Genomic DNA, 21050 nt, shown 5'->3' with positions numbered 1-21050 from the left:
GGGATCGCGCACGATGGCGCGGCCCATGGCGACGCGCTGGCGCTGGCCGCCGGACAGTTGCGACGGGCGGCGGTCGAGCAGCGTGTCGAGACCGAGAATGGCCGAGGCTTCGGCAACACGMCGCTCCATGTCTTCCTTGGCCGCACCGGCGATCTTCAAGGAGAAGCCGAGATTCTCGCGCACTGTCATGTGCGGATAGAGCGCGTAGGACTGGAACACCATCGAGATGTTGCGCGAGCGCGGCGGCAGATCGTTGACGACGCGCCCGCCGATTTCGATCGAGCCGGCGCTGATTTCTTCCAGTCCGGCGATCATCCGCAGCGTCGTCGACTTGCCGCAACCGGAGGGGCCGACCAGGGCGATGAATTCGCGGTCGGTGATATCGAGATCGATGCCATGCACGATCCCGATATTGCCGTAGCGCTTGGTCAGCTTTTTGAGGGAAACCGTTGCCATGGGATCAGCCTTTCACCGCGCCGGAGGTCAGGCCGCCGACAAGGTGTTTCTGGACGATGTAGGTGAGGGTGAGCGCCGGGATGATCATCACCACGGCAAGCGCGCACATGCCGCGCCAGTCGATGGTGAATTCGGCGGTATAGTCGAGCAGGCCGACCGGGAGTGTCTTGGCGCTGACCGAGCGGGTTAATTGCGAGGCCAGCGCGAACTCGTTCCAGCAGGTCAGGAAGGCAAAGATAGCGGCCGACGCGATGCCCGGCCCGGCGAGCGGGAACTCGACCTGCCAGAACGCCTGCCAGCGCGTGCAGCCATCGATCTGCGCCGCTTCGGCGAGATCCTTGGGAACCTGGCGGAAAAAGCCGTCGATCAGCCAGATGGTGAACGGCACATTGAGCGCGACATAGGCAAGGATCAGTCCGAAATGCGTGTCGATGATGCCGAGCCGCACATAGAGGAAGAACAGCGGCAGCGACAGCGCGATGCCCGGCACCGTGCGCGTCAGCATCAGGCCGAGAAAGACGCTTGATTTGCCGCGGAAGCGGTAGCGCGCGAAGGCGTAGCCGCCGGCCATGCCGATGGCGACCGCAATGACAGTCGAGGTCACCGAGATGATCAGCGAGTTGCGGAAATATTCGATGACCGGGATGCCACCCTTGCCGATGCCTGAGAACATCGAAACATAGGCGTCGAACGAAACCTCTTGCGGGATCCATACCGGCGGCTTGGCCATGATCTCGACGGTCGGCCGCAGCGACGAGATGACGATCCACAGGCCAGGCAGGCAGATCGTCAGCATCGCCAGGAACAGGCCGATGCGATAGACGATGCCGAGCAGCCGGCGCTTCAGGCGGGCGGAAGAATTCTCGTCCATCACCACTCCGCACCGATCTGCGTGCGCGCCGCGGCGAGCTTGTTGAAGAAATAGACGGTGAAGGCGATCGACAGCAGGATCGAGAAATAGGCCATGGCGTTGGCCATGCCCATGCGCCCGTCGCTGTAGGCGGTGCGCGCCACCAGCGTCCACAACAGTTCGGTGCGGCCCGCCGGTCCGCCATCGGTCATGATCTTGACGATGTCATAAGCGCGCGCGACGTCGAGCGAGCGGATGGTCATGGCGATGTAGGCGAAGGGCATGACGAAGGGCCACGTCACATAGCGGAATGTCTGCCACGGTGTGCAGCCGTCGACGCGCGCCGCCTCGATCGGCTCCTTGGGCATGGCGAGCAGGCCTGCCAGGATCAGGATGGCGAAGATCGCCGTTGACGACCAGATCTCGGCGATCGAAATGGCGATGAAGGCGAGGTGCCCTTCGATAAGCCACGGAATGGCGTCCTGCGTGATGCCGAGCGACTGCAGAGCGTTGTTCACCAAGCCGATATTGTCGTTGAACATGAACTTGAACTGGAAGCCGACGAGGATCGGCGAGAACATCATCGGAAACATCATCAACGTGCGCAGGATGCGCTGGCCGCGCGTCGCCTTCTCGACCAGCATGGCAAGGCCGAGGCCAAGCAGCATTTCGAGATTGAGCGCGATCGTCAGCAGCAGCACCGTGCGGCCGAACGCCCACCAGAAATCGGTGTTGGCCAGGATCGACAGATAATTCCGGAAGCCGATGAAGACATAGAACGTCTCGGGCTTGGTCAGCCGGAAGGGTGTGAAGCTGGAATAGAGCGAGAGCAGCAGCGGCACGACGACGACCGCCGCCAGCACGATGAACGCCGGAAGCAGCAGCAGGAATGGCGCGGATGGCTTGAAGCCCTTCATCAGAATTCCTGAAATGTTGCATTGGACTGGCGCCGAGGCGGACGCGACGAAAGGGCCATGTATCGCCGAGCATACGCCAAGACGCGATCGCCTCCCCCATCACGATGGGGGAGGCAGCCGTCGAAGTCGTTTCTACAGCTTGCCGGCGTCCTGCAGGATCTGCGTCGCCTTGGCGGCGGCTTCGTCCAGTGCCTGCTTCGAGGTCTTGTCGCCAAGGATCGCCGCTTGCAGTTCCGGATAGACTGCGTTCGAGATTTCGATCCATTCAGGCGTCTGCGGCACGGCGAAGGCGTGCTTGGCTTCTTCCTGGAAGGCGGAAAGAACCTCCTTCTTGTAAGGATCGTTCTCGGCCTGCTTCAGGTCCCAATCCCAGACCGCTGTGCGGGTCGGCAGCGGGCCGGCGGCGGCTTCGAGCTTCTGGCTGTCCTCGTTGGTCAGCCACCACACCAGTGAAGCCGCGGCCTCTTTGTGCGGGCAGTTTTCGGTCACCGAGAAGCCGTGGAAGCCGGACCAGCCGGTGCGCTTGCCGGAAGACCCTTTCGGCGCGACCTTCACGCCGACATTGCCCGCCACCTTCGACGATTTCGGATCGTTGAAGAAACCGGCCCAGCCCGGCCAGTCGAGGTTGATGGCGACGGTGCCCGAGGCAAAGCCCTGGCCGAGATCGTCCCAGAGGTAGTTGGTCGTGCCGGCCGGCACGGCCTTGGCCTTGTAGAGATTGACGAACCAGTCGAGCGCCCGGATGCCAGCCTCGGAATTGAAGACCGGTTTGCCGTCCTTGTCGAGATATTCGCCGCCCTCGGCGACGACCATCTCGTAGAAGCGGCCATTGATCGCCTCTTCCTTGCCCGCAAATTGCGTGCCGTAGAAATTGGGCGGGTTGGCGAAGAACTCGGCCTGGTCGGTGACCTCCTTCCAGGTGTCCGGCGGCACCAAATCATAGCCGTATTTGGCCTTGAACTTGGTCTTGTTGTCGGCGTTGTCGTAGAGGCTCTTCTGGTAGTAGAGCGCCGAAACGTCGAACTGCGCGCGCGGCAGCATTTCCAGCTTGCCGTCGATGGTCGCCGACTTGATCGTCGACGGCACGAAGGCATCGATCTCCGACTTGGGCAGCAATTTGCTGAGGTCGGTGTAGAGGCCGGTATATTGCGGCGCGAACGACGAATGGTTCCAGCCGACGCACCAGTTGGTGCTGCCCGAGGCGATGTCCGACTTAAGTTCCTTGTCGATGTCGAAACCGTTCTTCTTGGTCAGGATGTTGACCTTGGCGCCGGTTGCCTTCTCCCATTCGGGAATGCGCTCGTAGAGCTTTTCATATTGCTGGCCGCCGATCAGTTTCACGTCGACGGTCACGCCTTCGAACTTGCCGGGCAGGTCGCCGGCAAGGGCCGTGCCTGCACCGAATGCAAGCAACAATGCGCCGGCGGACACGCCGGAAAGCAGTCTGTTCATTGGTATCCTCCCTTGGTGCGCCTTGGCAGGCGACCGCAACTCGTCTGATGACAAGAAGTGCTACATTCATATACAAACAAAACATTCATGGATACGTCAAGGCGAAATTTGTTTCCGCCGGCTGCGTTCCTGCGTATATGAAGGGAACAATTCACTGGAGAGATGACCCATGGACGACAGCGAAGACGAGCGCTATCGCGCGCCGGCGCTCGACAAGGGGCTCGACATCCTTGAGCTGCTGGCTGGCGTCGACGRCGGCCTGACGCAGGCGGAAATCGCCAAGAAACTCGACCGCAGCCCCAATGAGTTCTACCGCATGCTCGATCGGCTGGTGCGGCGCGGCTATGTCACTCGGCTCGATGGCGACCGCTATTCGCTGACGCTGAAACTGTTCGGCCTGGCGCAACTGCACGCCCCGGTGCGGCGGCTGGTTTCCTACGCCACGCCGCTCATGCGCGAGCTGGCCGAGACCTCGCAGCAGGCCAATCAACTCGTTGTTTTTGATCGCGGTTCCGCTGTGGTCATCGCTCAGCAGGAAGCGCCGGACTACTGGGGCATCTCGATCCGGGTCGGCTCCCACATCAGCCTCTTCGACACCGGATCTGGCCATGTGCTGCTCGCCTTCCGCTCGCAGGAAGAGCGGCAGATGATGATTTCGGAATACGTCCGCAGCACAGACAAGACACCGCAATCGGCGGAGTTCTTCACCCGGCTCGACCAGATCCGCGACCGCGGCTACGAGATGATGGCCTCGATGCAGACGGCAGGCGTCTTCAATCTCTCGGCACCGGTGCGCAGTTCCGATGGCAGGGCGATCGCCGCTTTGTCGATCCCCTACATCACCGTCATCAACACGCCTGCCGCGCCGGACATCACCCGGACCATCGAGCTGTTGCTGGCAACATGCGAGAACCTGTCGCACCTGGCAGGCTCGACTGTCGGTTCATCGGCATAAATTCTTATTTGAATGAAGAATTCCTCCGTGAGATGATTTGAACAGCCAAGAGGAGGAGCCTTGCCATGATCATCGACACCCATTTGCATCTCATCGATCGCTCGGCCTTACGCTATCCCTGGCTTGCCGGCGTGCCGGCGCTCAACCGCGATTTCTCTTACGAGGAGTACGCCGCGGAGGCGCAGCGTGTTGGCGTCGAACGCGTGCTGCACATGGAGGTCGATGTCGATCCAGCTGACATCGAAGCAGAGACCGCACGTGTCGAAAATCTGTCACGGCAGCCCGGCAGCATGCTCACCGGAGTGATCGCATCGTGCCGGCCGGAAGAGGCTGACTTTGCCACCTATCTCGAACGCCAGCAGACAAATCCTTTCGTCAAGGGTTTCCGCCGCGTCCTCCACGTCGTGCCCGACGATCTCTCGGAAGGCGCGCTTTTCCGGGAAAACATCAAGCGGCTTGGCGGCACCGGCCTGACCTTCGACCTCGTCGTGCTGCCGCACCAGATCCCCAAGGCGATCGCGCTGGCCGACCTGGCGCCCGACGTCCAGTTCGTCCTCGACCATTGCGGCGTGCCCGACATCAACGGCAATGCCGAGCATCCTTGGCGCGAGCACATGAGCGAGATCGCGAAGCGTCCGAATGTCATGGCCAAGATTTCCGGCGTCGTTGCCTATGCCGGTCCTGCCTGGACGGTAGAGACACTACGGCCCTATGTCGAGCACACCATCGGTTCGTTCGGCTGGCACCGTGTCGTCTGGGGCAGTGACTGGCCGGTCTGCACGCTTGGCGGTGGCCTTTCGACCTGGGTTGCCGCGACCCATGCGCTACTTTCCGGCTGCAGCGCTTCTGAGCGCGAGGGATTGTTGTCGGGGAATGCCCGCAAGCTCTGGCGGTTGAAGTAGCCGCCGTCAGATCGTCGTCGAGACGTGCCGCTCGCGGCCGTAGAGCGAGACCAGCAGCACGATGATGAAGCCCAGTGCCGCCTGCACCGCCGACGGCTGGAAGCCGAGGCCGATCAGCAGCGTGTTAATCTCGGTCAGCACCAGCACGCCAGCGATCGTGCCGAGATAGCTGCCGCGGCCACCGACCAAAGCCGCGCCGCCGACGACCACGGCTGCAATCGTCTGGAACAGATAGGGCTGGCCGACATCGCCATAGGCCGAGCCGGTGAAGCCAAGCAACAGCACGCCGGCCACGGCGGCGAAGAAAGCGCTCGCGGCATAGGTGATAACCCACATGCGAACCGGATCGATCAGCGCCAGCGGCGCCGCCCCCGGATTGCTGCCCAGCGCATAGAGCCGGCGGCCATAGGGCGTCCGCTCCAGCACCAGCACGACGAGTGCGGCCAGCACGACGAGACTGGGCACCAGCCACGGCACCGGCAGCGGCCCGGCCGATCCGCCGATCGACACGAAGCTGGAAACCGCCTGCGGTGCGGAGCCTGACGGGAAGCCTGCCGTCCACAGCAACACCAACCCTTGCACCACCATGCCGATACCGAGCGTGACGATGAGTGGCTGGATGTCGAGGCTGCGCGAGATCAGCCCGTTCAGCCCACCGATGAGAAGCGCCAGAACGCCGACGAGGCCGCAGACCAGGACAAAATTCCAGCCATCGCCATAGAGCTGTGCGGCGACGACATTGGCGAAGCCGATGACGAAGGGGATCGACAGGTCGATGCCGCCCATGATGACGACCAGCGTCTGTCCGATCGAGGCGACTGCGAGCAGCGAAGCGAGCACCAGCATGGCGCGTATCGCAAACGGCGCGGAGTAGCCGGGAATCAGAACCGTGCCGGCAAGGTGCAGAAGGGCGGCGACGCAGAAAGCGCCGATGACGCGGGCATTGGTTGTCGCAAACAGGTTTCGCCCAGTCATGTCAGCGTCCCCCTCGTGGCAAGACGTTCCTGCAGCGCGGTCAGCATCACCGCCAGCACCAGTATGGCGCCATAGGCGATCTGCAGCACGAAGGTCGAGACGTTGAACGTCGTCAGCACGCTTTGCAGCAGGAAGATGTCGATGGCGCCGATGGCGGCACCCGCGACACCGCCACGCCCGCCGGCCAGGCTGACGCCGCCCAGCGCCACGGCGGCAATCGCGATCAGCGTGTAGGTTGGCCCGATATTGGGGTCGGCCGAGCCAATCAGCGCCGTCTGCATCAGCCCGGCACATCCGCCAAAGATGCCGGTCATGACATAGGCGATGAAGCGCACGCGTGTGACATCGACACCGGCGGTGTAGGCGGCGCGGTCGTCGCTGCCGACCGCCATCAGCTGGTCGTAGTAGGGAAGGCGCCGCACCAGCCACCAGGCGATGAACATCAAGGCCAGCGGCAGCATCGACCAAGGACCAGCCAAGGCCTTGAGCCACGCCGGCGCCGGGCCGATCGGCGCCGGCAGGATCGTCAGCGTGATGCCGGTGAGGATCAGATAGGTGCCGAGCGTGGCGACGATCGGCTGAATGCGCACGATCGTTGCCAGGAAACCATTCGCCGCGCCGACCAGCGCGCCGATGAGCAGGGCCGCCGGCACGAGCAGCAGCGGTGACGAGATGCCGGCTTTGAGGAAAAGCATCTGGATCACCATTGCGTTGACGAAGCCCATCAACGGCCCGACCGAGATGTCGATGCCGCCGCGCCCGGCGAGGATCACCGGTGTCGAGGCGATGGCCGCGCCGATCAACGGCGCGGCCAGTCCGACCAGCGCGCCCCATGATCCCGGCTGGAACCGCCCCGGGCTGAGAATGAGATTGACCGCAAGCAGGACGACCAGCAGCACCACCGCAAAGCCGATGTTTCGTCCAAGAGAGAGGAGGCGCGTGACGGGGCTCATGCCGCACGTCCGAACATAGCGGAGATCACGCCGTCGGTGGTCAGCGCTTCGCCGGAGATTTCCGCCGCGACCTCGTTTTCCCGGAACACCAGCACGCGCTGGCACAGCAGAAGAATCTCCTCGATCTCGCTGGACAGGATGACCAGCCCCATGCCGTCGGCCGCCAGCCCGCGAAAGACGTCATAGAGCACATGCCGCGTCGCTACGTCGACGCCGCGCGTCGGGTCGTTGAGCAGCAGGATGGCGGGCTCCAACGCCAACGCCCGCGCCAAAAGCACCTTCTGCTGGTTGCCGCCCGACAGAGTGGTGATCGGCGCATCCGGCCGGGGTGCCACGATCGACAGTTTTTCGCGGTAGATGTCGTAGCGCGCCTTGCGCGCCGTTGGACTGATCAGGCCGAGACGGGTGTCGCGCGACAAGGTCGAAACGGCGAAATTGTCCAGCACCGACTGCGTCGGAAAAATGCCGTTGGCACGCCGGTCGCGCGGCAGATAGGCGATGCCGCTGGCGACGGCCTTGCGGAACCCGGTGATCTTGCGGGATGGGCCGGACAGGGCCAACTCGATCGAGCCGGCAAGTGGCGACGCCAAGCCGGCGAGCATTTTCAGGAACAGTTCCTGGCCGTGGCCGTCGAGGCCGGCAAGGCCGACGATTTCGCCGGGAGCGATGGTCTGCGTTATTGCGCTGGCGCCCGGCGCGATGACGAGGTCGCGGACGGCTAGACCAGGAGCCGGGTGATCAACCATGCGCCAACTCCGCCGCGGTACGGGGCGCCATCGCCTTCAGCAATTCCGCTGGTGTCGAGGCGCCGCGTTCCTCGGTGCGCACCACACTGCCGCCGCGCAGGATCGAGATGCGATCCGACAGCGACATCACCTCATCCATGCGGTGCGTGATAAACAGGATGAGGCAACCTTCGCCGGCCAGCGCGCGCATCAGCGAAAAGACGGATTCGCGGTCGGCGAAATCGAGTGCCGCGGTGACCTCGTCGAGGATCAGGATTTTGGGATTGCGCACGATCGCGCGGGCGAGAACCACCAGTTGCTGCGCGGCCAGCGGCAACAGGCCGGCGGGCGTGTCGAGCGGAACGTTGGTTACGGCGAACCGCTTCAGTGCGGCTGCCGCTCGGTCGCGGCGCTCATTGCGCGGCACGGTGCGGCGGATCAACCCATCGAGGCCTAGCAGGATGTTGTCCGTCACGCTGCGGTCCGGCGCGATCAGCACCTCCTGGAACACCGTGGCAAAACCTTGCGCCTGGAAGGCCGACGGGTTGGCCCCCGAAAACCGCTGGTCCTGCAGCAGGATCGCGCCACTGTCCGGCTGGACGATGCCGGACAGCAGCTTGACCATCGTGCTCTTGCCCGAACCGTTTTCGCCCAGGATGGTGTGGATGGTGCCAGCCCGGAACGCGATCGAAGCGTCGGCAAGCGCGACCGTCTCGCCATAGCGTTTGGATATGTCTTTGATTTCAAGCATGCCGTGTTTCGAAGCTGGCAAGCCGGCTCCCCGAAAGGAGCCGGCTTGCTGGGTCTGTCGATGGTGTCACTTCGCGCAGGCGTCCGGTACCTTCGCATAATCCCAGCCCTTGGTCGGCGCCGGATTGGAGAAATAGGCGTCGAGCCATTCCTCCGGCATCGGATCCTTGGGCGGGATGGGGAAGATCGAGACGGCATCCGTCGTCATGCAGTCCTTGTACCATTGGCCGAGATCGGCGCTGTGCACCGGTGGGATCGGGATCAGCAGCGTGTTCAGCTTTGGCTTCTGGCCGTCAAGCATGCGCTCGCCGACGCGGAACAGTGTCTCGGCGGTCCAGTGCGGCAGCACGGCGTGGCCTTCGAAGCGGTATTTGTCGGGGTTGGCCTTCCAATAGCCGAGCGCGTCACCGGTGATCGAGCCGGTGATCAGCGGCGCCGGCCGGCCGGCTTCGGCGAAGGCCTCGGCGACGACGCGGCTCTCACTGCCGGTCGTCCACACCGCATCGATCGGCGCCGGATTGGTGGCGATCGCCTGCAGCACGACGGTCTTGGTGACGTTCGCGGTCCAGTTGCCATTGACGTTGCGCGAAATCTTCAGCTTGGGATTTTCAACCAACGCCTTGTCCGCACCCTGGCGTTCCTGCACCACGATTGGATGACCGGCAATGCCTTCGACCAGCAGGATGCTGGCGCCGTCCGGCTGTGCCTTGCCGATCGCTGTCATCATGTCATAGCCCCAGCGCGCATAGTTGGAATCGACATTGATGGCGTTCGGGCTGGTCACCGAGCCGGCCGCGGTGATGAAGGGAATGCCGGCCTTGGCGGCGGCATCGATCGCATCGTCGAGCGCCGTCGCCGAGCCAGGGATCGAGGTGATGATCGAGCATTTCTTGTCGATGAAGGCGCGGATCTGGTTGATCTGCTGGCTGGCATCGTTGTTGGAGTCAGACACTTCGAAGCTGGACACCGTGCCGTCGGCGATCAATCCGTCGACCAGACGTTTCAACTCCTTGGTGACCGTCACGCGCCACGGATTGCCCTGGTAGGATTCCGAGTGGCACCATTTCCAAGGCTTCGGCGGCGGGGTGAAATTGTCCCAGGCAGAAGGCAGCACCTTTTGCGGCGCGCCGTCATACTGCGCCTTGAGTTCGGTCGGCAGCCCGCCGATGACGCCTTGCACATCCTGGGCATAGGCAATTGTCGTGATGGATACAAAGGCGGTTGCGGCCATAAGGCCGCTTATCATTCTTGTCATCTTGATCTCCTCCGTTCGGTTTCGTTCAGGCTCCTCCACCGGCAGCGCCGGACACCTGCACCGGAGAACTCTCCCGTAACAGGCTGATGAGATCGGCAACGACCTGGGCGGCTTTGTGCCCGGAGGTCATGCCGGAAAGGATGCGGTCGGACGCCGCCTGCTGGAACGCCATGTAGCCGTCATGGCGCGGCCGCACCCATGCGCCCTGCAGCGTCGCGCGCGTGTCACGATAGAAATTGCCGGTCGCGGCGTTGACGCTCTGGTCTTCCCAGGCAGCCGCGTGGCCGGGCTGTCCGCCGGCAGCGGCATAGGGACCGCGCTGGACATCGCCGCTGGCGACCCAATAGGCAAAATCGATCGCGGCATCTTTTGCCCCGGAAAAAGCCGACACGGCTATGCCGGTGCCGCCAAGCGCCGAGCCGATTGGACCGTTGGAGCCGATGGTCGGAATGTCGGCAAAGGCTAGGCGGTGCGCGCGAAACCCTGATATCGCATAGGAGACATAGCCATAGATCAGCGGCGCGCAGACGATCTGGGAGCCAGCCTCCGCCATCCGTTCGGAAACAGCGATCGGATCCATCTCGAAGCAGGCCGGGTCGACCAGTGCTGCGATCTCGCGCATCGCTTCGAAGACTTGGCTGCCGGTCTGGACATCGATGAGATCGCGGGACGGTTCGGTGGCGCAGGGATAACCGAGATTGCCGGCAAGCGTGTAGAACACCATCAACACATGCGGCGGCCGCAGCGGCAACAGCACGCGGCCTTGCCGGGCGAGATCGAGCACATCGCTCCAACGCGCCGGCGGTGTCTCTAGCGCATCCGGGCGCCACGCCAAAACTTGGCTGGCCGCATCGATCGGGAAGGCCCATTGCCGTCCCTGCCAGTTGTAGCTCGGATAGGATTGGCCGACGCTGCCCGAGGCGAGCGCGGTACGTTCCGCCTCGCGGCCGGCGATATCCAGTGGCGCAAGACAGCTTTCCGCAGTGATCTGCCCGACATGCGGATGATCGATAACGATCAAATCATAGGCGCGCGCCAGTTCCTCGACGGGGAACGATTCGAAATCCTGCAGCGAGCGCTTGTCCCATGCGATGGCGACACCGGCTTTCTGCTGCCACAGCGCCGAGCAGGCGACCATCGGATCGTAGCCGCGCGGATGGCTCCAGGTCATGCCCTTGAGCGTGGTCACAAGCCGAACTCCGCGCGGATCGCGGCACTGTGCTCGCCGATCCGTGGTGCAGCGCGATCGACCTTGGCCCTGATCCCATCGACCCGGAGCGGCGAACTGGTGGTGAGGATCGAGACGTCGTCCTCCCGCGTCACTGTCTGCAGCATGTCGAGCGACTGAAAACCCTCGCTGGCCAGCATTTCCGGCCAGGTCAGCACCTTGGCGCACCAGATGTCGGCGGGTTCCAGTATGGCCAGCCATTCATCGATGGTCTTCGTCGCAATCCTCTGCGCGATGATCGCCTTGATATCGTCGCGCGCGGTGAACCACGATGCAGGCTTGTCGCGATAGGGTGCCAACTCGCTCAGCGAGAGCAGGTCGGCAAGTTTGGGGATCGGCGTCATGGCGATGGCGAGGTAGCCATCCTTGGCCGGATAGACGCCGTAAGGCGCGGAGAGATAGGCATGCGCGCTGCGGAAATTGGAGCGCCTGGGCAAGCGACGGCCATCATTGAGATGGGTGGTCAGCACCTCGAACTGGAAGTCGACCAGCGCCTCCAGCAGGCTGGTTTCGATATGGCTGCCCCGGCCGGTAATGCCGCGCCGGACGAGCGCCGCCAGAATGCCTTGCGCGCAGGCCGCACCCGCCAGCATGTCGCCAATGGCGAGCCCGAATGGCACCGGTCCCTGGTCCTCATCGCCGTTCAGCCACATCACGCCGGAGCGCGATTGCGCCAACAGATCCTGCCCAGGCCGCTTGACCCACGGGCCGTCTTCGCCATAGCCGCTGATCGAGGCATAGACGAGCCGCGGGTTGATCTTGCGCACGGCCTCATAGTCGAGGCCCAGCCGTTCGATGACGCCGGGCCGAAAATTCTGGATCAGCACGTCGGCCTTGACCAACAGGCCGCGCAGCGCCTGGAGATCGGCCTCGTTCTTGAGGTCGATGGCAAAGCTTTCCTTGGCGCGGTTGATGGCGTGGAAAATCGTGGAATCGCCGCCGATCTCGGTGTCGCTGAGATAGAGCCGGCGCGACAGGTCGCCGCCATCTGGGCGTTCGATCTTGATGACACGGGCGCCGAGATCGAGCAGCCTGAGTGAGCAATAAGGCCCGGACAGGAACTGGCTCATGTCGACGACGACAAGACCGGCAAGCGGCAATTCGGCTGGCGCCGGCATCTCTATTTCTCCGTCTTGCCGACGAAATCGGCCGGGTTGCGGTACTTCACCGTCTGCAGATGCTCGCAATAGAGGACGAGCTCGCCTTCGCCCTTGAACACTTCGTAGCTGGCGCGGATCAGCCCCATTTCCTTGTAGCGCGGCTTCTTGTCGAGGTTGGAGCGGATCGAATAGATCGTGTCGCCAATGAAGACAGGCTTTATGAAGCGCAGCTTGTCATAGCCATAGGAAAAGGCGTTGACGCAGTTGGTGGCGACCAGCCCGAGGCCCGCCGAAAAGACAAAGGCTCCGGCGATCAGCCGCTTGCCGAAAATGCCTTCGCTCTCGGCAAACATCTGGTCCTGCACATAGGGGTGGATGTCGAGCACCAGCGTGTTGAAAAGGTGGCTATCGCCTTCCGCCATCGTGCGCCGCAACGAGCGGATTTTCTGGCCGACCGGCCAGTCCTCGTAGAACCAGTTCTCGGCATTCCAAACCGGCAGCGCGGCGTGATCGGCTGGCATGTTCCTGGGATACGTCGAGGCGACGCCGACAGTGGGTGCGAAGTCGTTCATGGCTGGTTCTGTCGCTCTCGCGGGAGGGTCCGGGCAGCCGTTAGAACGCGCGTCAAGGCGCCTGATTGCACGACGTCTCCTCCCGTCAATCTTCTTTTGTAAATAGTATTTTCACATATGGGGTTGCGTTGCAAGCGAGGACAGGCGAAATTTTGGCCGGTCCCGTGCGCTCAGGCGCAAGCGGGCAGGGGAGGAAATGATGAGCAAGGATTGTCTGGTGTTTGTCGGCAGCCTGAACCGGGAGGCGCCTTATTTTCAGGGCGCGCGCGGCGTAGGCCTCAGCGTCTACAGTTTTGACGAAGCAACGCTCGAAACCCGGAAATTGGCCGAGACCAATGACGTCGACAATCCGACCTTCCTGTCGGTGACATCGGATGGTTCGCGTATCTACGCCAATTCGGAAGTGTTTGCCTGGCGCGAGGGCACAGTCTCGGCTTACAGCTTCGATCGTGGTTCGAGCATGCTCACCTATCTGAACAAACAGCCATCACTTGGCAGTATCACCGCCCACAACACCATCACCCGCGATGGGACGAAACTGCTGGTTGCCAATTACGGCATGGGCGAGGGTGGTCCGGACCGCGCCGTGGCCGTGTATGGTTTCGAGAAGGATGGTGCCTTGTCGGCGCCGCTGGCCAGCGTTTCTCACATGGGCACGGGCCCGAACGCGGCGCGGCAGGAGCGCTCGCATGCGCACAGCGTCACCGAAACCATTGGCGGTGGAATGGCTGTCGTCGCCGATCTCGGCATCGACCGGCTAGTGTCGTACCGGATCGAGAAGGATGGCAGCCTGACAAAGGTTGCAGAATCCGCACTGACGCCAGGTGCGGGTCCGCGCCATCTTGCACTGCATCCGAACGGGCGCTTCGTCTTTGTCATGAACGAACTGGATTCGACCGTCGTGTCGTTGGCGCTGGACGAAGCCTCCGGCAAGCTGTCGATCATCGACGCCAAGCCGGCGGTGCCGGCCGAGGCGCGCGACAGCAATCATTGCGCAGACATCCAGATTTCGCCGGATGGCCGTTTTGTCTACGGCTCCAACCGTGGCCATGACAGCGTCGTCATCATGGCGGTCGACCAGCAGACCGGTGCGCTAAGCCTCGTCGGCTATGCCCCATGCGGTGGTGCGACGCCGCGCAATCTGGCGCTGACGCCGTCGGGCGGTCATCTGTTCTCGGCCAACCAGAACGCCGATCGCATCTCGATCTTCGCGCGCGACGCGGCGAGCGGCATGCTGACCGACACCGGAAGCGCCATCGAGATCGGCACGCCAATGTGCGTCAGGATCGTGCGCTGAACCGCCAGCAGCTATCCTCGGACAAACTGGCCGGGTCTCAAGCCTGCTGTATGGCCGAGAGCTTCCAGTTCGAGCCATTCTCACGCATGAATGTCCACAGCTCGGTCGTCTCCGTCGGCTGATCTTCGTCGCCTTCGACGACCTTGTTGGTGGCCCGTTCGCGCATCACGTCACGAGACTCGTAGCGCAACGCGGCCGTGGCGTAGTCGCGGTCATCCTCGCGCCAGCTTTCCGCGACGTCGGCCTGCAGCAAACTGATATCGGAGACCTCGTTCTTGAGACCTTTCTGGGCGTTGTCGGCTAGCTCTTCCGAGAGATAGGACACCATCTCGGGCGTCGTCGCCCGGCGGAGCGCAGCATGGTCTTCGCGCCCGAAGGCTTCCTGGACGTCGGTCAACAGTTGCTGGAAGGCATCGAGATCGGTCTGGGCCAGCGTGATCTCCTCGGAACCGGCGGTCGCAGAGCCTCCGCCCGAACCACCGCCAAAGCCGGGAATTGCGAACGAGCCCGTAGTTTGCTGCTGTGCCGCAGTGCGGTTCTCAAATATCGACGCCTGGGCGTTGCCGGCACCGGCGAGCGCAGGCGCAGGGCCTCGCGCCGATTGCGACCGGAAGAAGCGGATGGCCAGCATGATCGCGCCGCCGATGAGCAGGGCCTGAAGCAGGAAACCGAACATGCCGGCCAGGCCGCCAAAACCCTGGCCCAAGAGCAGCCCGATCAGGCCACCGATCAGCAGACCGCGCATCATCGTTCCGCCGAAGCCGCTCATGAAGCCGGGTCTTTGCGGGCCGGCCTGCGGCTGCCGGGCGGCAGAGTTCACACCGGTGTTGGGCGTCATCGAACGCTCGACCGGAGCGGTCGGCGCTGGTGCGGTCCTGGTCGGCGGCGCCGACTGGAACGTGCGCGTGCCGCGACTGCCGAAGCTGCCGCCGCGCCGAGCCTCGGCATGATCGATCGCGACCATGGAGAATGCCAGGAACAGTCCTGCAAAGATGGTGGCAAATCGGCTTGTGCGAGACATCATCGGGGTTGGCCTTTATCGGTGTGTTTCTTGGAAATTTTCAGCAATGCCGGCCCGGGTTACCGGGCGTCATGCGGTCAATCGAACAATTCTTCGAAGAATGATTTCTTCCGCTTCGGATAGCGGTGGCCGTGCGAGCGGGAATAATCGTCGTCGCGGCCCTGGCCTTGCTGCGGCTGGGAAAACGCTGTCGGCTGCGGCGCGGGCGACGCCTCCTTGCCGGAGCGCTCGATGATCTTGTCGAGTTCGCCTCGATCAAGCCAGACGCCGCGGCACTGTGGACAATAATCGATCTCGATACCCTGGCGTTCGCTCATTGTGAGCGCGACGCGGCAGGAGGGGCAAACCAGACCAAGGAGAGAAGTTGTCATACGGGGCTCCAACCGAAAGGAATGAGCCCGCTTGACCGAAAAGGATGGAAAACGGGCCCGTTAAAGCGGTCCGACATCACAATCACAGAAGCGATCGTCAGAGGGGCCCGGCCCGCATCAGACAGGTAGGAATGCGGAGCCGGACCTTCAAGGGCGATAGTGCCGGCAAGGATGATTAGTTCGCCGTCGCTCAGACCGTCACCACGATCTCAGACCGTCACCACGATCTCAGACCTTCACCACGATCTCAGACCGTCACGACGATCTTGCCGAACTGTTCGTTCGATTCGAGATAGCGGTGCGCCTCGACGATCTGGTCGAAGCCAAAGCTCCGGTCGATGATCGGCCTCAGCGTGCCCATCTCCAGGCCTTCGAGGATGGACGCCTTGGCGGCTTCCAGCTTCGCCGGATCGCCGGTGATCTCGTGGACAAGGTAGCCACGCAGCGTCAGCGTCTTGCCCAACACAGCAGCCAAAGGGAATGGTGTCGGCTCGCTGCTGAGGCCGCCATATTCGATCAGAATGCCGCCCTTTGACATCGCAGCCGTCAGTGGCCCGAAGATCGGGCCGCCGACTGCATCGAACACGACGCGCACGCCTTGCGATCCAGAGATCTCGTTCAGCCGCGCCGCCAGATCCTCTTCGGCCAAGACCACGACATGTGCCGCTCCGGCGTCGAGCAGGGCCTGCTTCTTGGCTGGTGTCCGCGTCACCGCGATCGCCGTCGCGCCGATGCTGTTGGCGATCTGGATCGCCGCAAGCCCGACGCTGCTTGAGGCCGCCGTAATGACGACGGCATCTCCACTGCTCAGTTTGGCGATGTCGATCAGCGCGCCATAGGCGGTGAGATACTGCATCCAGATGGCTGCCGCCGTCTGCCAGTCGAGCGATGGCGGATGCTTGACGATGAGCCCGGCCGGATAGGTGACCAACTCGCCGTAAGCCGGCCAGCGGATCATCGATTGCGGCGGAATGACACTGACCGCATCGCCCGGTGCGAAATCCTTCACGCCGTCGCCCACCGCCTCGACAACGCCCGCTGCCTCGAGACCAAGCCCTGAGGGCAGGGCGGGTGTTTCAATGTAAGCGCCCGAACGCAGCAGCGCCTCGGCGCGATTGAGGCCGAGTGCCTTGACCCGGATTTGAACCTCGCCCGGACCGGGTAGAGGGGGGTCAACGTCCTCGATGCGCAGAACCTCGGGACCACCATGCTGGTGGAAGCGGACGATACGGGTCATTCGGGATACTCCAAATCATTTCAACCGAATGACCTATGCAGCCAAGGATCTCCGGGATAAATGGCTGTTCAGATAAAGCAGTAGAAACCAGGAGTTCCGAATTTGGATCGGCTCGAGAGCATGGCGGTGTTCGTCAGGGCGGTCGACCTCGGCTCGTTTGCGGCTGCGGCCCTCGCGCTCGACCTGTCCGGACCGATGGTTGGCAAGCATGTCCGCTTTCTCGAGGAGCGGCTCGGCGTGCGTCTCATCAACCGCACCACGCGCCGCCAGAGCCTGACAGACTTCGGCCGCGCCTATTATGAACGCTGCCGGGTGGTGCTGGCCGAGGCCGAAGCCGCCGATGCGCTCGCTGCCGACCAGTTTTCCGAACCGCGCGGGAAACTGCGCCTCACCATGCCGGCGCATTTCGGCCGCCACTGCGTCGCCCCCGTGCTGCTGCACCTGGCGCGGCAATATCCGATGCTGGAACTCGACCTGTCGCTCAGCGACCGCTTCGCCGATCTCGCCGAGGATGGCTTTGACCTTGCTATCCGGACCGGCGATCTCATCGACAAGGCTGGCGTGATCGCGCGCCGCGTTGCGCGCCAGGACATGGTTGTCTGCGCCGCGCCCTCCTATCTCAGAATTCATGGTGAACCGCGGCGGATCGAAGATCTCGTCGACCATCACGCCATTGTCTATCGCCGGCTCGGTCAGGTGGTTCAGCCGTGGCTCTTCCCGCGCGACGGGCAACCTACACAGGAGATCATGCCCAGCGGCAGGCTGCGGCTCGACGATCTCGATGCCATCGCCGACGCAGCGGTCGAAGGTATGGGTCTGGCGTGGCTGCCCTGGTGGCTGGTTCGCGAGCGCATTCGAGCCGGCGCGCTGGTGACGCTGTTGCCGGACCAGCCGCGCTATCCCTACGACTGCCACGCCCTTTGGCTGCAGACGCCGCATCTGCCGCTCAAGGTGCGGCTCGCCGTCGACGCTCTGGCGGCCGCCTTGCCGAAATTGAAGGCCTGATTGCCAACAGAGCAAGCTTGCGCTCTTTGAGGCGCCACTTTCCAATGCCATATGAAGGCGGAATATGCGCATTGCAGGAGAGGCGGTTCATGACCAAAGGTTCGGATCTGTTCGTTGCGGCCCTCGAGAATGAAGGGGTCGACCGGATTTTCGGCATTCCGGGCGAGGAAAATCTCGACATCGTCGAATCCATCCGCCGCTCGTCGATCCAGCTGATCCTGACCCGCCACGAACAGGCGGCGGCCTTCATGGCCGCCACCTATGGCAGGCTCACCGGCAAGGCAGGCGTGTGCATCACCACGCTTGGCCCCGGCGCGCTCAACCTGACGACCGGTTCGGCCTATGCGCTGCTCGGCGCGATGCCGATGATCATGATCACCGGCCAGAAAGGCATCCTGTCATCGCGGCAGGCGCGCTTCCAGATCGTCGACATCGTCGCGGCGATGAAGCCGCTGACCAAGCTGTCGCGCCAGATCGTCTCGCCGAAGATGATCCCCTCGCTGGTGCGCGAAGCTTTCCGTGTCGCCCAGGAAGAGCGTCCCGGCCCCGTGCATCTGGAACTGCCGGAAGATATCGCGGCTGCGGAGTGCGAGCCGATCGCACTGGTGCCGACGCATCCGGTCGAACTGCCGCTGGCCAGCCCCGGCGCGCTCGATCGCGCCGCCCGTATGATCCTAGAGGCGAAGCGTCCGCTGCTGATGTTCGGCGCGGCGGCGTCGCGGCCGCGCGTGACCCCCGATGTCGCCCAGTTCGTGCTGCGCACGCAAATTCCCTATTTCACCACGCAGATGGGCAAGGGTACCGTGCCCGGCGGCACCGAGCTCTACATGGGAACGGCAGCCCTTTCGGAGCGCGACTATGTGCACGAGGCGATAGAACAGGCCGATCTGATCATCACCATCGGCCACGACACGGTCGAGAAGCCGCCCTTCATCATGGGCGCCAACGGGCCGAAGGTCATCCATGTCGGCTATCAAACAGCCGATGTGGAGCAGGTCTATTTCCCGCAAGCCGAAATCGTCGGCGACCTCGGCCCTTCGCTGGCGCTGCTGGCCGACCGCATCGAGGGCAAGATCCCCAACGCGCAGGCCCTGCTGCCGCTGCGCGAAGGCATTTTGAGCCGGATCGCAGCGCGCGCCACCGAAGATCGTTTCACGCCGCAGCGCATCGTGCATGACGTGCGCGCCGTTATGCCGGCGGACGGAATCCTCGCCCTCGACAACGGCATGTACAAGATCTGGTTCGCGCGCAACTACCGCACACGCATGGCAAACACGCTGCTGCTCGACAATGCACTGGCCACCATGGGTGCCGGCCTGCCATCGGCGATGATGGCGGCACTGCTTTATCCGCAGCGCCGTGTCATGGCGATCTGCGGCGATGGCGGCTTCATGATGAACAGCCAGGAACTGGAAACCGCCGTCAGGCTCAAGCTCAACCTCGTCGTATTGCTGCTCGAAGACCACGCCTATGGCATGATCCGCTGGAAGCAGGCGGTCGACGAATTCCCGGATTTCGGCATGACCTTCGGCAATCCCGATTTCGTCAAATACGCCGAGGCGTACGGYGCCAAAGGGACGAGGGTTGATGCGATCGCCGAGTTGCGGCCGGCGCTGGAACAGGCGTTCRCCGGCGGCGGCGTCCATCTCGTCGTCGTGCCCATCGACTATTCCGAAAACACCAGGGTGCTTGTCGACGAATTGCGTGAGCGGTTGCCGGCGCCGCAGACGCCCTGACGGCAGCGGCAACGCCGCCGTCAGGATTGGTTGAGTGCGCAGGCCTACACCTTGCAGTAAGGCGTGACCGGCGCGATGGTGCCGAAATCCTTGACGATCTCGTAGCTGATGCCGTCCGCCGCCGCCTTGCCGACATAGGAATGGCAGAGCGTGTGGTTGTTTGTGGCATCGACACGGATCTTGCCTTGCGGCGCGTCGAACTCGATCGTCGGCAGCGCCTTGAGCACATCGTCGTCTTTCAGCGATCCGGCCTTCTCGGCGGCCAGCGCGTAGAGATGCAGGCCGTTATAGCCGGCTTCGCCGATGCCGTTGACCATCTTCTCCTGGCCGAATTTTTCGCGGAAGCTCGCGATGAACTTCTTGTTGACCGGATTGTCGAGTGCCATCCAGTAGGGCTGCGGCGCGTAGGTGCCGGCGGCGACGCCGGGCGGCAGCGCGTCCTTGTTGAAGACCTCGTCGAGCGGCGCGATCAGCGGCTGCTTGATGTCGAAAGAGCGATACTGCTTGAGCTGCGTGACGGCGTCATTGCCGACCACCATCGACCACACGACATCAGGCTTCAGCGACTTGATCTTCTGGAAGGCCGGGCCGAAATCCGTGGTGCCGAACGGATAATAGTCGGCGCCGATGATCTTGCCGCCGGCCTTCTCATAGGCCGCCGTGATCGCCTCTGTCATCTTCTGCGGCCAGGCATAGTCCGAAGCCATGACATAGATCGTCTTGCCGAGGTTTTCGGCCACCCACGGCATCATCGGGTCGACCTGCTGCATCGGGATCGGGCCGGTGGCGACGAAGTAGCGGTTGCATTCGCCGCCCTCGAAATTGGTCGGGTAGAAAAACAGCTTCTTGGCCTTCGACGTCACCGACAGCGTCGCGCTGCGCTCGGGCGAAATGATCGTGCCCATGACCACGTCGACCTTGTCTTCGTTGAGGAGCTTGCGCGCCTTGTCGATGGCGCCCTTGGTCGTGGTCTGGTTGTCCTCGATGAACAATTCGACCTGGCGGCCGCCAATGCCGTTGGCGGCGTTGAGTTCGGCGGCGGCGAGCTTGTAGCAATTGAGCAGCGTCTCGCCGAGGATCGCCTGCAACCCGGTGATCGGGATCGACAGGCCGACCTTGACGGTGTCGGCGGCGCGCAGGATTGACGGCGCGCCGACCATGGCGAAGGCAGCGGCAGCGCCGCCGGATTTGAGGATCGTTCTTCTGCTTATCATTGTTATGTTCCCTTCCAGTTCAGGCGCGCCCCATGCACGCCTTACAAAGCCAAGAGGTCCCAGGCGCGCTTCAGCGCGC

21 protein-coding genes are annotated in these 21050 nt (G+C 63.2%); 5 read left to right on the top strand and 16 right to left on the bottom strand.

Going from position 1 to position 21050, the window contains the following annotated elements; all coding sequences use genetic code 11:
- The 4 genes from AC1DX0_RS01580 to AC1DX0_RS01565 all read right to left on the bottom strand — a co-directional run.
- Positions 1 to 456 (bottom strand): ABC transporter ATP-binding protein (locus AC1DX0_RS01580; RefSeq protein ID WP_477354088.1); only part of this gene is annotated, 456 nt, incomplete at its 3' end.
- Between the two features lie 4 nt (positions 457 to 460).
- Positions 461 to 1327 (bottom strand): carbohydrate ABC transporter permease, encoded by an 867-nt coding sequence (locus tag AC1DX0_RS01575; protein WP_477220936.1) that lies wholly within the window; start codon positions 1325 to 1327, stop codon positions 461 to 463.
- On the bottom strand, positions 1327 to 2223 hold the full coding sequence (locus AC1DX0_RS01570; protein WP_477220937.1) for a carbohydrate ABC transporter permease: 897 nt from the start codon (positions 2221 to 2223) through the stop codon (positions 1327 to 1329). The genes AC1DX0_RS01575 and AC1DX0_RS01570 overlap by 1 nt, the downstream gene beginning before the upstream one ends.
- 132 nt (positions 2224 to 2355) lie before the next feature.
- Positions 2356 to 3675, bottom strand: coding sequence for an ABC transporter substrate-binding protein (locus AC1DX0_RS01565; protein ID WP_477220938.1), 1320 nt, complete (start codon positions 3673 to 3675; stop codon positions 2356 to 2358).
- Positions 3676 to 3844: 169 nt separating this feature from the next.
- Here AC1DX0_RS01565 and AC1DX0_RS01560 point away from each other — a divergent pair, with 169 nt between their 5' ends.
- A complete protein-coding gene (locus AC1DX0_RS01560; protein ID WP_477354085.1) occupies positions 3845 to 4630 on the top strand; it encodes an IclR family transcriptional regulator in 786 nt (261 codons plus the stop codon).
- Positions 4631 to 4695: 65 nt separating this feature from the next.
- Positions 4696 to 5532: an amidohydrolase family protein gene (locus tag AC1DX0_RS01555; protein ID WP_477220940.1), complete on the top strand. Its 837-nt coding sequence runs from the start codon at positions 4696 to 4698 to the stop codon at positions 5530 to 5532.
- A 6-nt stretch (positions 5533 to 5538) separates the two neighbouring features.
- Here AC1DX0_RS01555 and AC1DX0_RS01550 read toward each other — a convergent pair whose 3' ends face one another.
- The 8 genes from AC1DX0_RS01550 to AC1DX0_RS01515 all read right to left on the bottom strand — a co-directional run bounded on the left by AC1DX0_RS01550 (position 5539) and on the right by AC1DX0_RS01515 (position 13090).
- Positions 5539 to 6507, bottom strand: a complete 969-nt coding sequence (locus AC1DX0_RS01550) for an ABC transporter permease (protein WP_477220941.1) — start codon at positions 6505 to 6507, stop codon at positions 5539 to 5541.
- Positions 6504 to 7460: an ABC transporter permease gene (locus tag AC1DX0_RS01545; RefSeq protein ID WP_477220942.1), complete on the bottom strand. Its 957-nt coding sequence runs from the start codon at positions 7458 to 7460 to the stop codon at positions 6504 to 6506. Before AC1DX0_RS01545 ends, AC1DX0_RS01550 begins: the two co-directional genes overlap by 4 nt.
- Complete coding sequence (locus tag AC1DX0_RS01540; RefSeq protein ID WP_477220943.1) at positions 7457 to 8206, bottom strand: ATP-binding cassette domain-containing protein; 750 nt, start codon at positions 8204 to 8206, stop codon at positions 7457 to 7459. The genes AC1DX0_RS01545 and AC1DX0_RS01540 overlap by 4 nt, the downstream gene beginning before the upstream one ends.
- Positions 8199 to 8936: an ATP-binding cassette domain-containing protein gene (locus AC1DX0_RS01535; RefSeq protein WP_477220944.1), complete on the bottom strand. Its 738-nt coding sequence runs from the start codon at positions 8934 to 8936 to the stop codon at positions 8199 to 8201. The genes AC1DX0_RS01540 and AC1DX0_RS01535 overlap by 8 nt, the downstream gene beginning before the upstream one ends.
- A gap of 66 nt (positions 8937 to 9002) precedes the next feature.
- Complete coding sequence (locus AC1DX0_RS01530; protein ID WP_027041166.1) at positions 9003 to 10190, bottom strand: ABC transporter substrate-binding protein; 1188 nt, start codon at positions 10188 to 10190, stop codon at positions 9003 to 9005.
- 25 nt (positions 10191 to 10215) lie between these two features.
- Positions 10216 to 11361 carry an extracellular solute-binding protein gene (locus tag AC1DX0_RS01525; protein WP_477221095.1) on the bottom strand — a complete coding sequence of 382 codons (1146 nt, stop codon included), beginning with the start codon at positions 11359 to 11361 and terminating at the stop codon, positions 10216 to 10218.
- Positions 11362 to 11375: 14 nt separating this feature from the next.
- The gene (locus AC1DX0_RS01520) at positions 11376 to 12536 is read right to left on the bottom strand and encodes a CaiB/BaiF CoA transferase family protein (RefSeq protein WP_027041168.1); all 1161 of its coding nucleotides are present in this window, start codon (positions 12534 to 12536) and stop codon (positions 11376 to 11378) included.
- Between the two features lie 2 nt (positions 12537 to 12538).
- Positions 12539 to 13090 (bottom strand): MaoC family dehydratase, encoded by a 552-nt coding sequence (locus tag AC1DX0_RS01515; RefSeq protein WP_027041169.1) that lies wholly within the window; start codon positions 13088 to 13090, stop codon positions 12539 to 12541.
- 199 nt (positions 13091 to 13289) lie between these two features.
- On the opposite strand from AC1DX0_RS01515, the gene AC1DX0_RS01510 reads away from it, so the two are divergent.
- Positions 13290 to 14387 carry a lactonase family protein gene (locus tag AC1DX0_RS01510; RefSeq protein ID WP_477220945.1) on the top strand — a complete coding sequence of 366 codons (1098 nt, stop codon included), beginning with the start codon at positions 13290 to 13292 and terminating at the stop codon, positions 14385 to 14387.
- A gap of 37 nt (positions 14388 to 14424) precedes the next feature.
- Here AC1DX0_RS01510 and AC1DX0_RS01505 read toward each other — a convergent pair whose 3' ends face one another.
- The 3 genes from AC1DX0_RS01505 to AC1DX0_RS01495 form a co-directional block, all read right to left on the bottom strand.
- On the bottom strand, positions 14425 to 15411 hold the full coding sequence (locus tag AC1DX0_RS01505) for a Tim44 domain-containing protein (RefSeq protein ID WP_477220946.1): 987 nt from the start codon (positions 15409 to 15411) through the stop codon (positions 14425 to 14427).
- Positions 15412 to 15485: 74 nt separating this feature from the next.
- Entirely contained in the window at positions 15486 to 15779 is a 294-nt protein-coding gene (locus AC1DX0_RS01500; RefSeq protein WP_477220947.1) for a TFIIB-type zinc ribbon-containing protein, read from the bottom strand.
- A 247-nt stretch (positions 15780 to 16026) separates the two neighbouring features.
- Positions 16027 to 17016, bottom strand: a complete 990-nt coding sequence (locus tag AC1DX0_RS01495; protein ID WP_477220948.1) for a zinc-dependent alcohol dehydrogenase family protein — start codon at positions 17014 to 17016, stop codon at positions 16027 to 16029.
- Positions 17017 to 17118: 102 nt separating this feature from the next.
- Between AC1DX0_RS01495 and AC1DX0_RS01490 the strand changes: the two genes are divergently transcribed.
- Positions 17119 to 18021, top strand: a complete 903-nt coding sequence (locus AC1DX0_RS01490) for a LysR family transcriptional regulator (RefSeq protein ID WP_477220949.1) — start codon at positions 17119 to 17121, stop codon at positions 18019 to 18021.
- An 89-nt stretch (positions 18022 to 18110) separates the two neighbouring features.
- Complete coding sequence (locus AC1DX0_RS01485) at positions 18111 to 19757, top strand: acetolactate synthase large subunit (protein WP_477354082.1); 1647 nt, start codon at positions 18111 to 18113, stop codon at positions 19755 to 19757.
- Between the two features lie 44 nt (positions 19758 to 19801).
- On the opposite strand, the gene AC1DX0_RS01480 is transcribed toward AC1DX0_RS01485, so the two are convergent.
- On the bottom strand, positions 19802 to 20971 hold the full coding sequence (locus tag AC1DX0_RS01480; RefSeq protein WP_477220951.1) for a substrate-binding protein: 1170 nt from the start codon (positions 20969 to 20971) through the stop codon (positions 19802 to 19804).
- Positions 20972 to 21050: the final 79 nt, after the last annotated feature.

The sequence above is a fragment of the Mesorhizobium sp. P3_A9 genome (assembly GCF_056402975.1).
This window is presented reverse-complemented; position numbering and strand designations above follow the sequence as displayed.

Coding starts and splice junctions, on each gene's coding strand:
- AC1DX0_RS01570 (WP_477220937.1), bottom strand. CDS start 2,223: ATGAAGGGCTTCAAGCCATCCGCGCCATTCCTGCTGCTGCTTCCGGCG.
- AC1DX0_RS01510 (WP_477220945.1), top strand. CDS start 13,290: ATGAGCAAGGATTGTCTGGTGTTTGTCGGCAGCCTGAACCGGGAGGCG.
- AC1DX0_RS01535 (WP_477220944.1), bottom strand. CDS start 8,936: ATGCTTGAAATCAAAGACATATCCAAACGCTATGGCGAGACGGTCGCG.
- AC1DX0_RS01540 (WP_477220943.1), bottom strand. CDS start 8,206: ATGGTTGATCACCCGGCTCCTGGTCTAGCCGTCCGCGACCTCGTCATC.
- AC1DX0_RS01515 (WP_027041169.1), bottom strand. CDS start 13,090: ATGAACGACTTCGCACCCACTGTCGGCGTCGCCTCGACGTATCCCAGG.
- AC1DX0_RS01530 (WP_027041166.1), bottom strand. CDS start 10,190: ATGACAAGAATGATAAGCGGCCTTATGGCCGCAACCGCCTTTGTATCC.
- AC1DX0_RS01565 (WP_477220938.1), bottom strand. CDS start 3,675: ATGAACAGACTGCTTTCCGGCGTGTCCGCCGGCGCATTGTTGCTTGCA.
- AC1DX0_RS01550 (WP_477220941.1), bottom strand. CDS start 6,507: ATGACTGGGCGAAACCTGTTTGCGACAACCAATGCCCGCGTCATCGGC.
- AC1DX0_RS01545 (WP_477220942.1), bottom strand. CDS start 7,460: ATGAGCCCCGTCACGCGCCTCCTCTCTCTTGGACGAAACATCGGCTTT.
- AC1DX0_RS01505 (WP_477220946.1), bottom strand. CDS start 15,411: ATGATGTCTCGCACAAGCCGATTTGCCACCATCTTTGCAGGACTGTTC.
- AC1DX0_RS01480 (WP_477220951.1), bottom strand. CDS start 20,971: ATGATAAGCAGAAGAACGATCCTCAAATCCGGCGGCGCTGCCGCTGCC.
- AC1DX0_RS01525 (WP_477221095.1), bottom strand. CDS start 11,361: ATGACCTGGAGCCATCCGCGCGGCTACGATCCGATGGTCGCCTGCTCG.
- AC1DX0_RS01575 (WP_477220936.1), bottom strand. CDS start 1,327: ATGGACGAGAATTCTTCCGCCCGCCTGAAGCGCCGGCTGCTCGGCATC.
- AC1DX0_RS01520 (WP_027041168.1), bottom strand. CDS start 12,536: ATGCCGGCGCCAGCCGAATTGCCGCTTGCCGGTCTTGTCGTCGTCGAC.
- AC1DX0_RS01500 (WP_477220947.1), bottom strand. CDS start 15,779: ATGACAACTTCTCTCCTTGGTCTGGTTTGCCCCTCCTGCCGCGTCGCG.
- AC1DX0_RS01495 (WP_477220948.1), bottom strand. CDS start 17,016: ATGACCCGTATCGTCCGCTTCCACCAGCATGGTGGTCCCGAGGTTCTG.
- AC1DX0_RS01555 (WP_477220940.1), top strand. CDS start 4,696: ATGATCATCGACACCCATTTGCATCTCATCGATCGCTCGGCCTTACGC.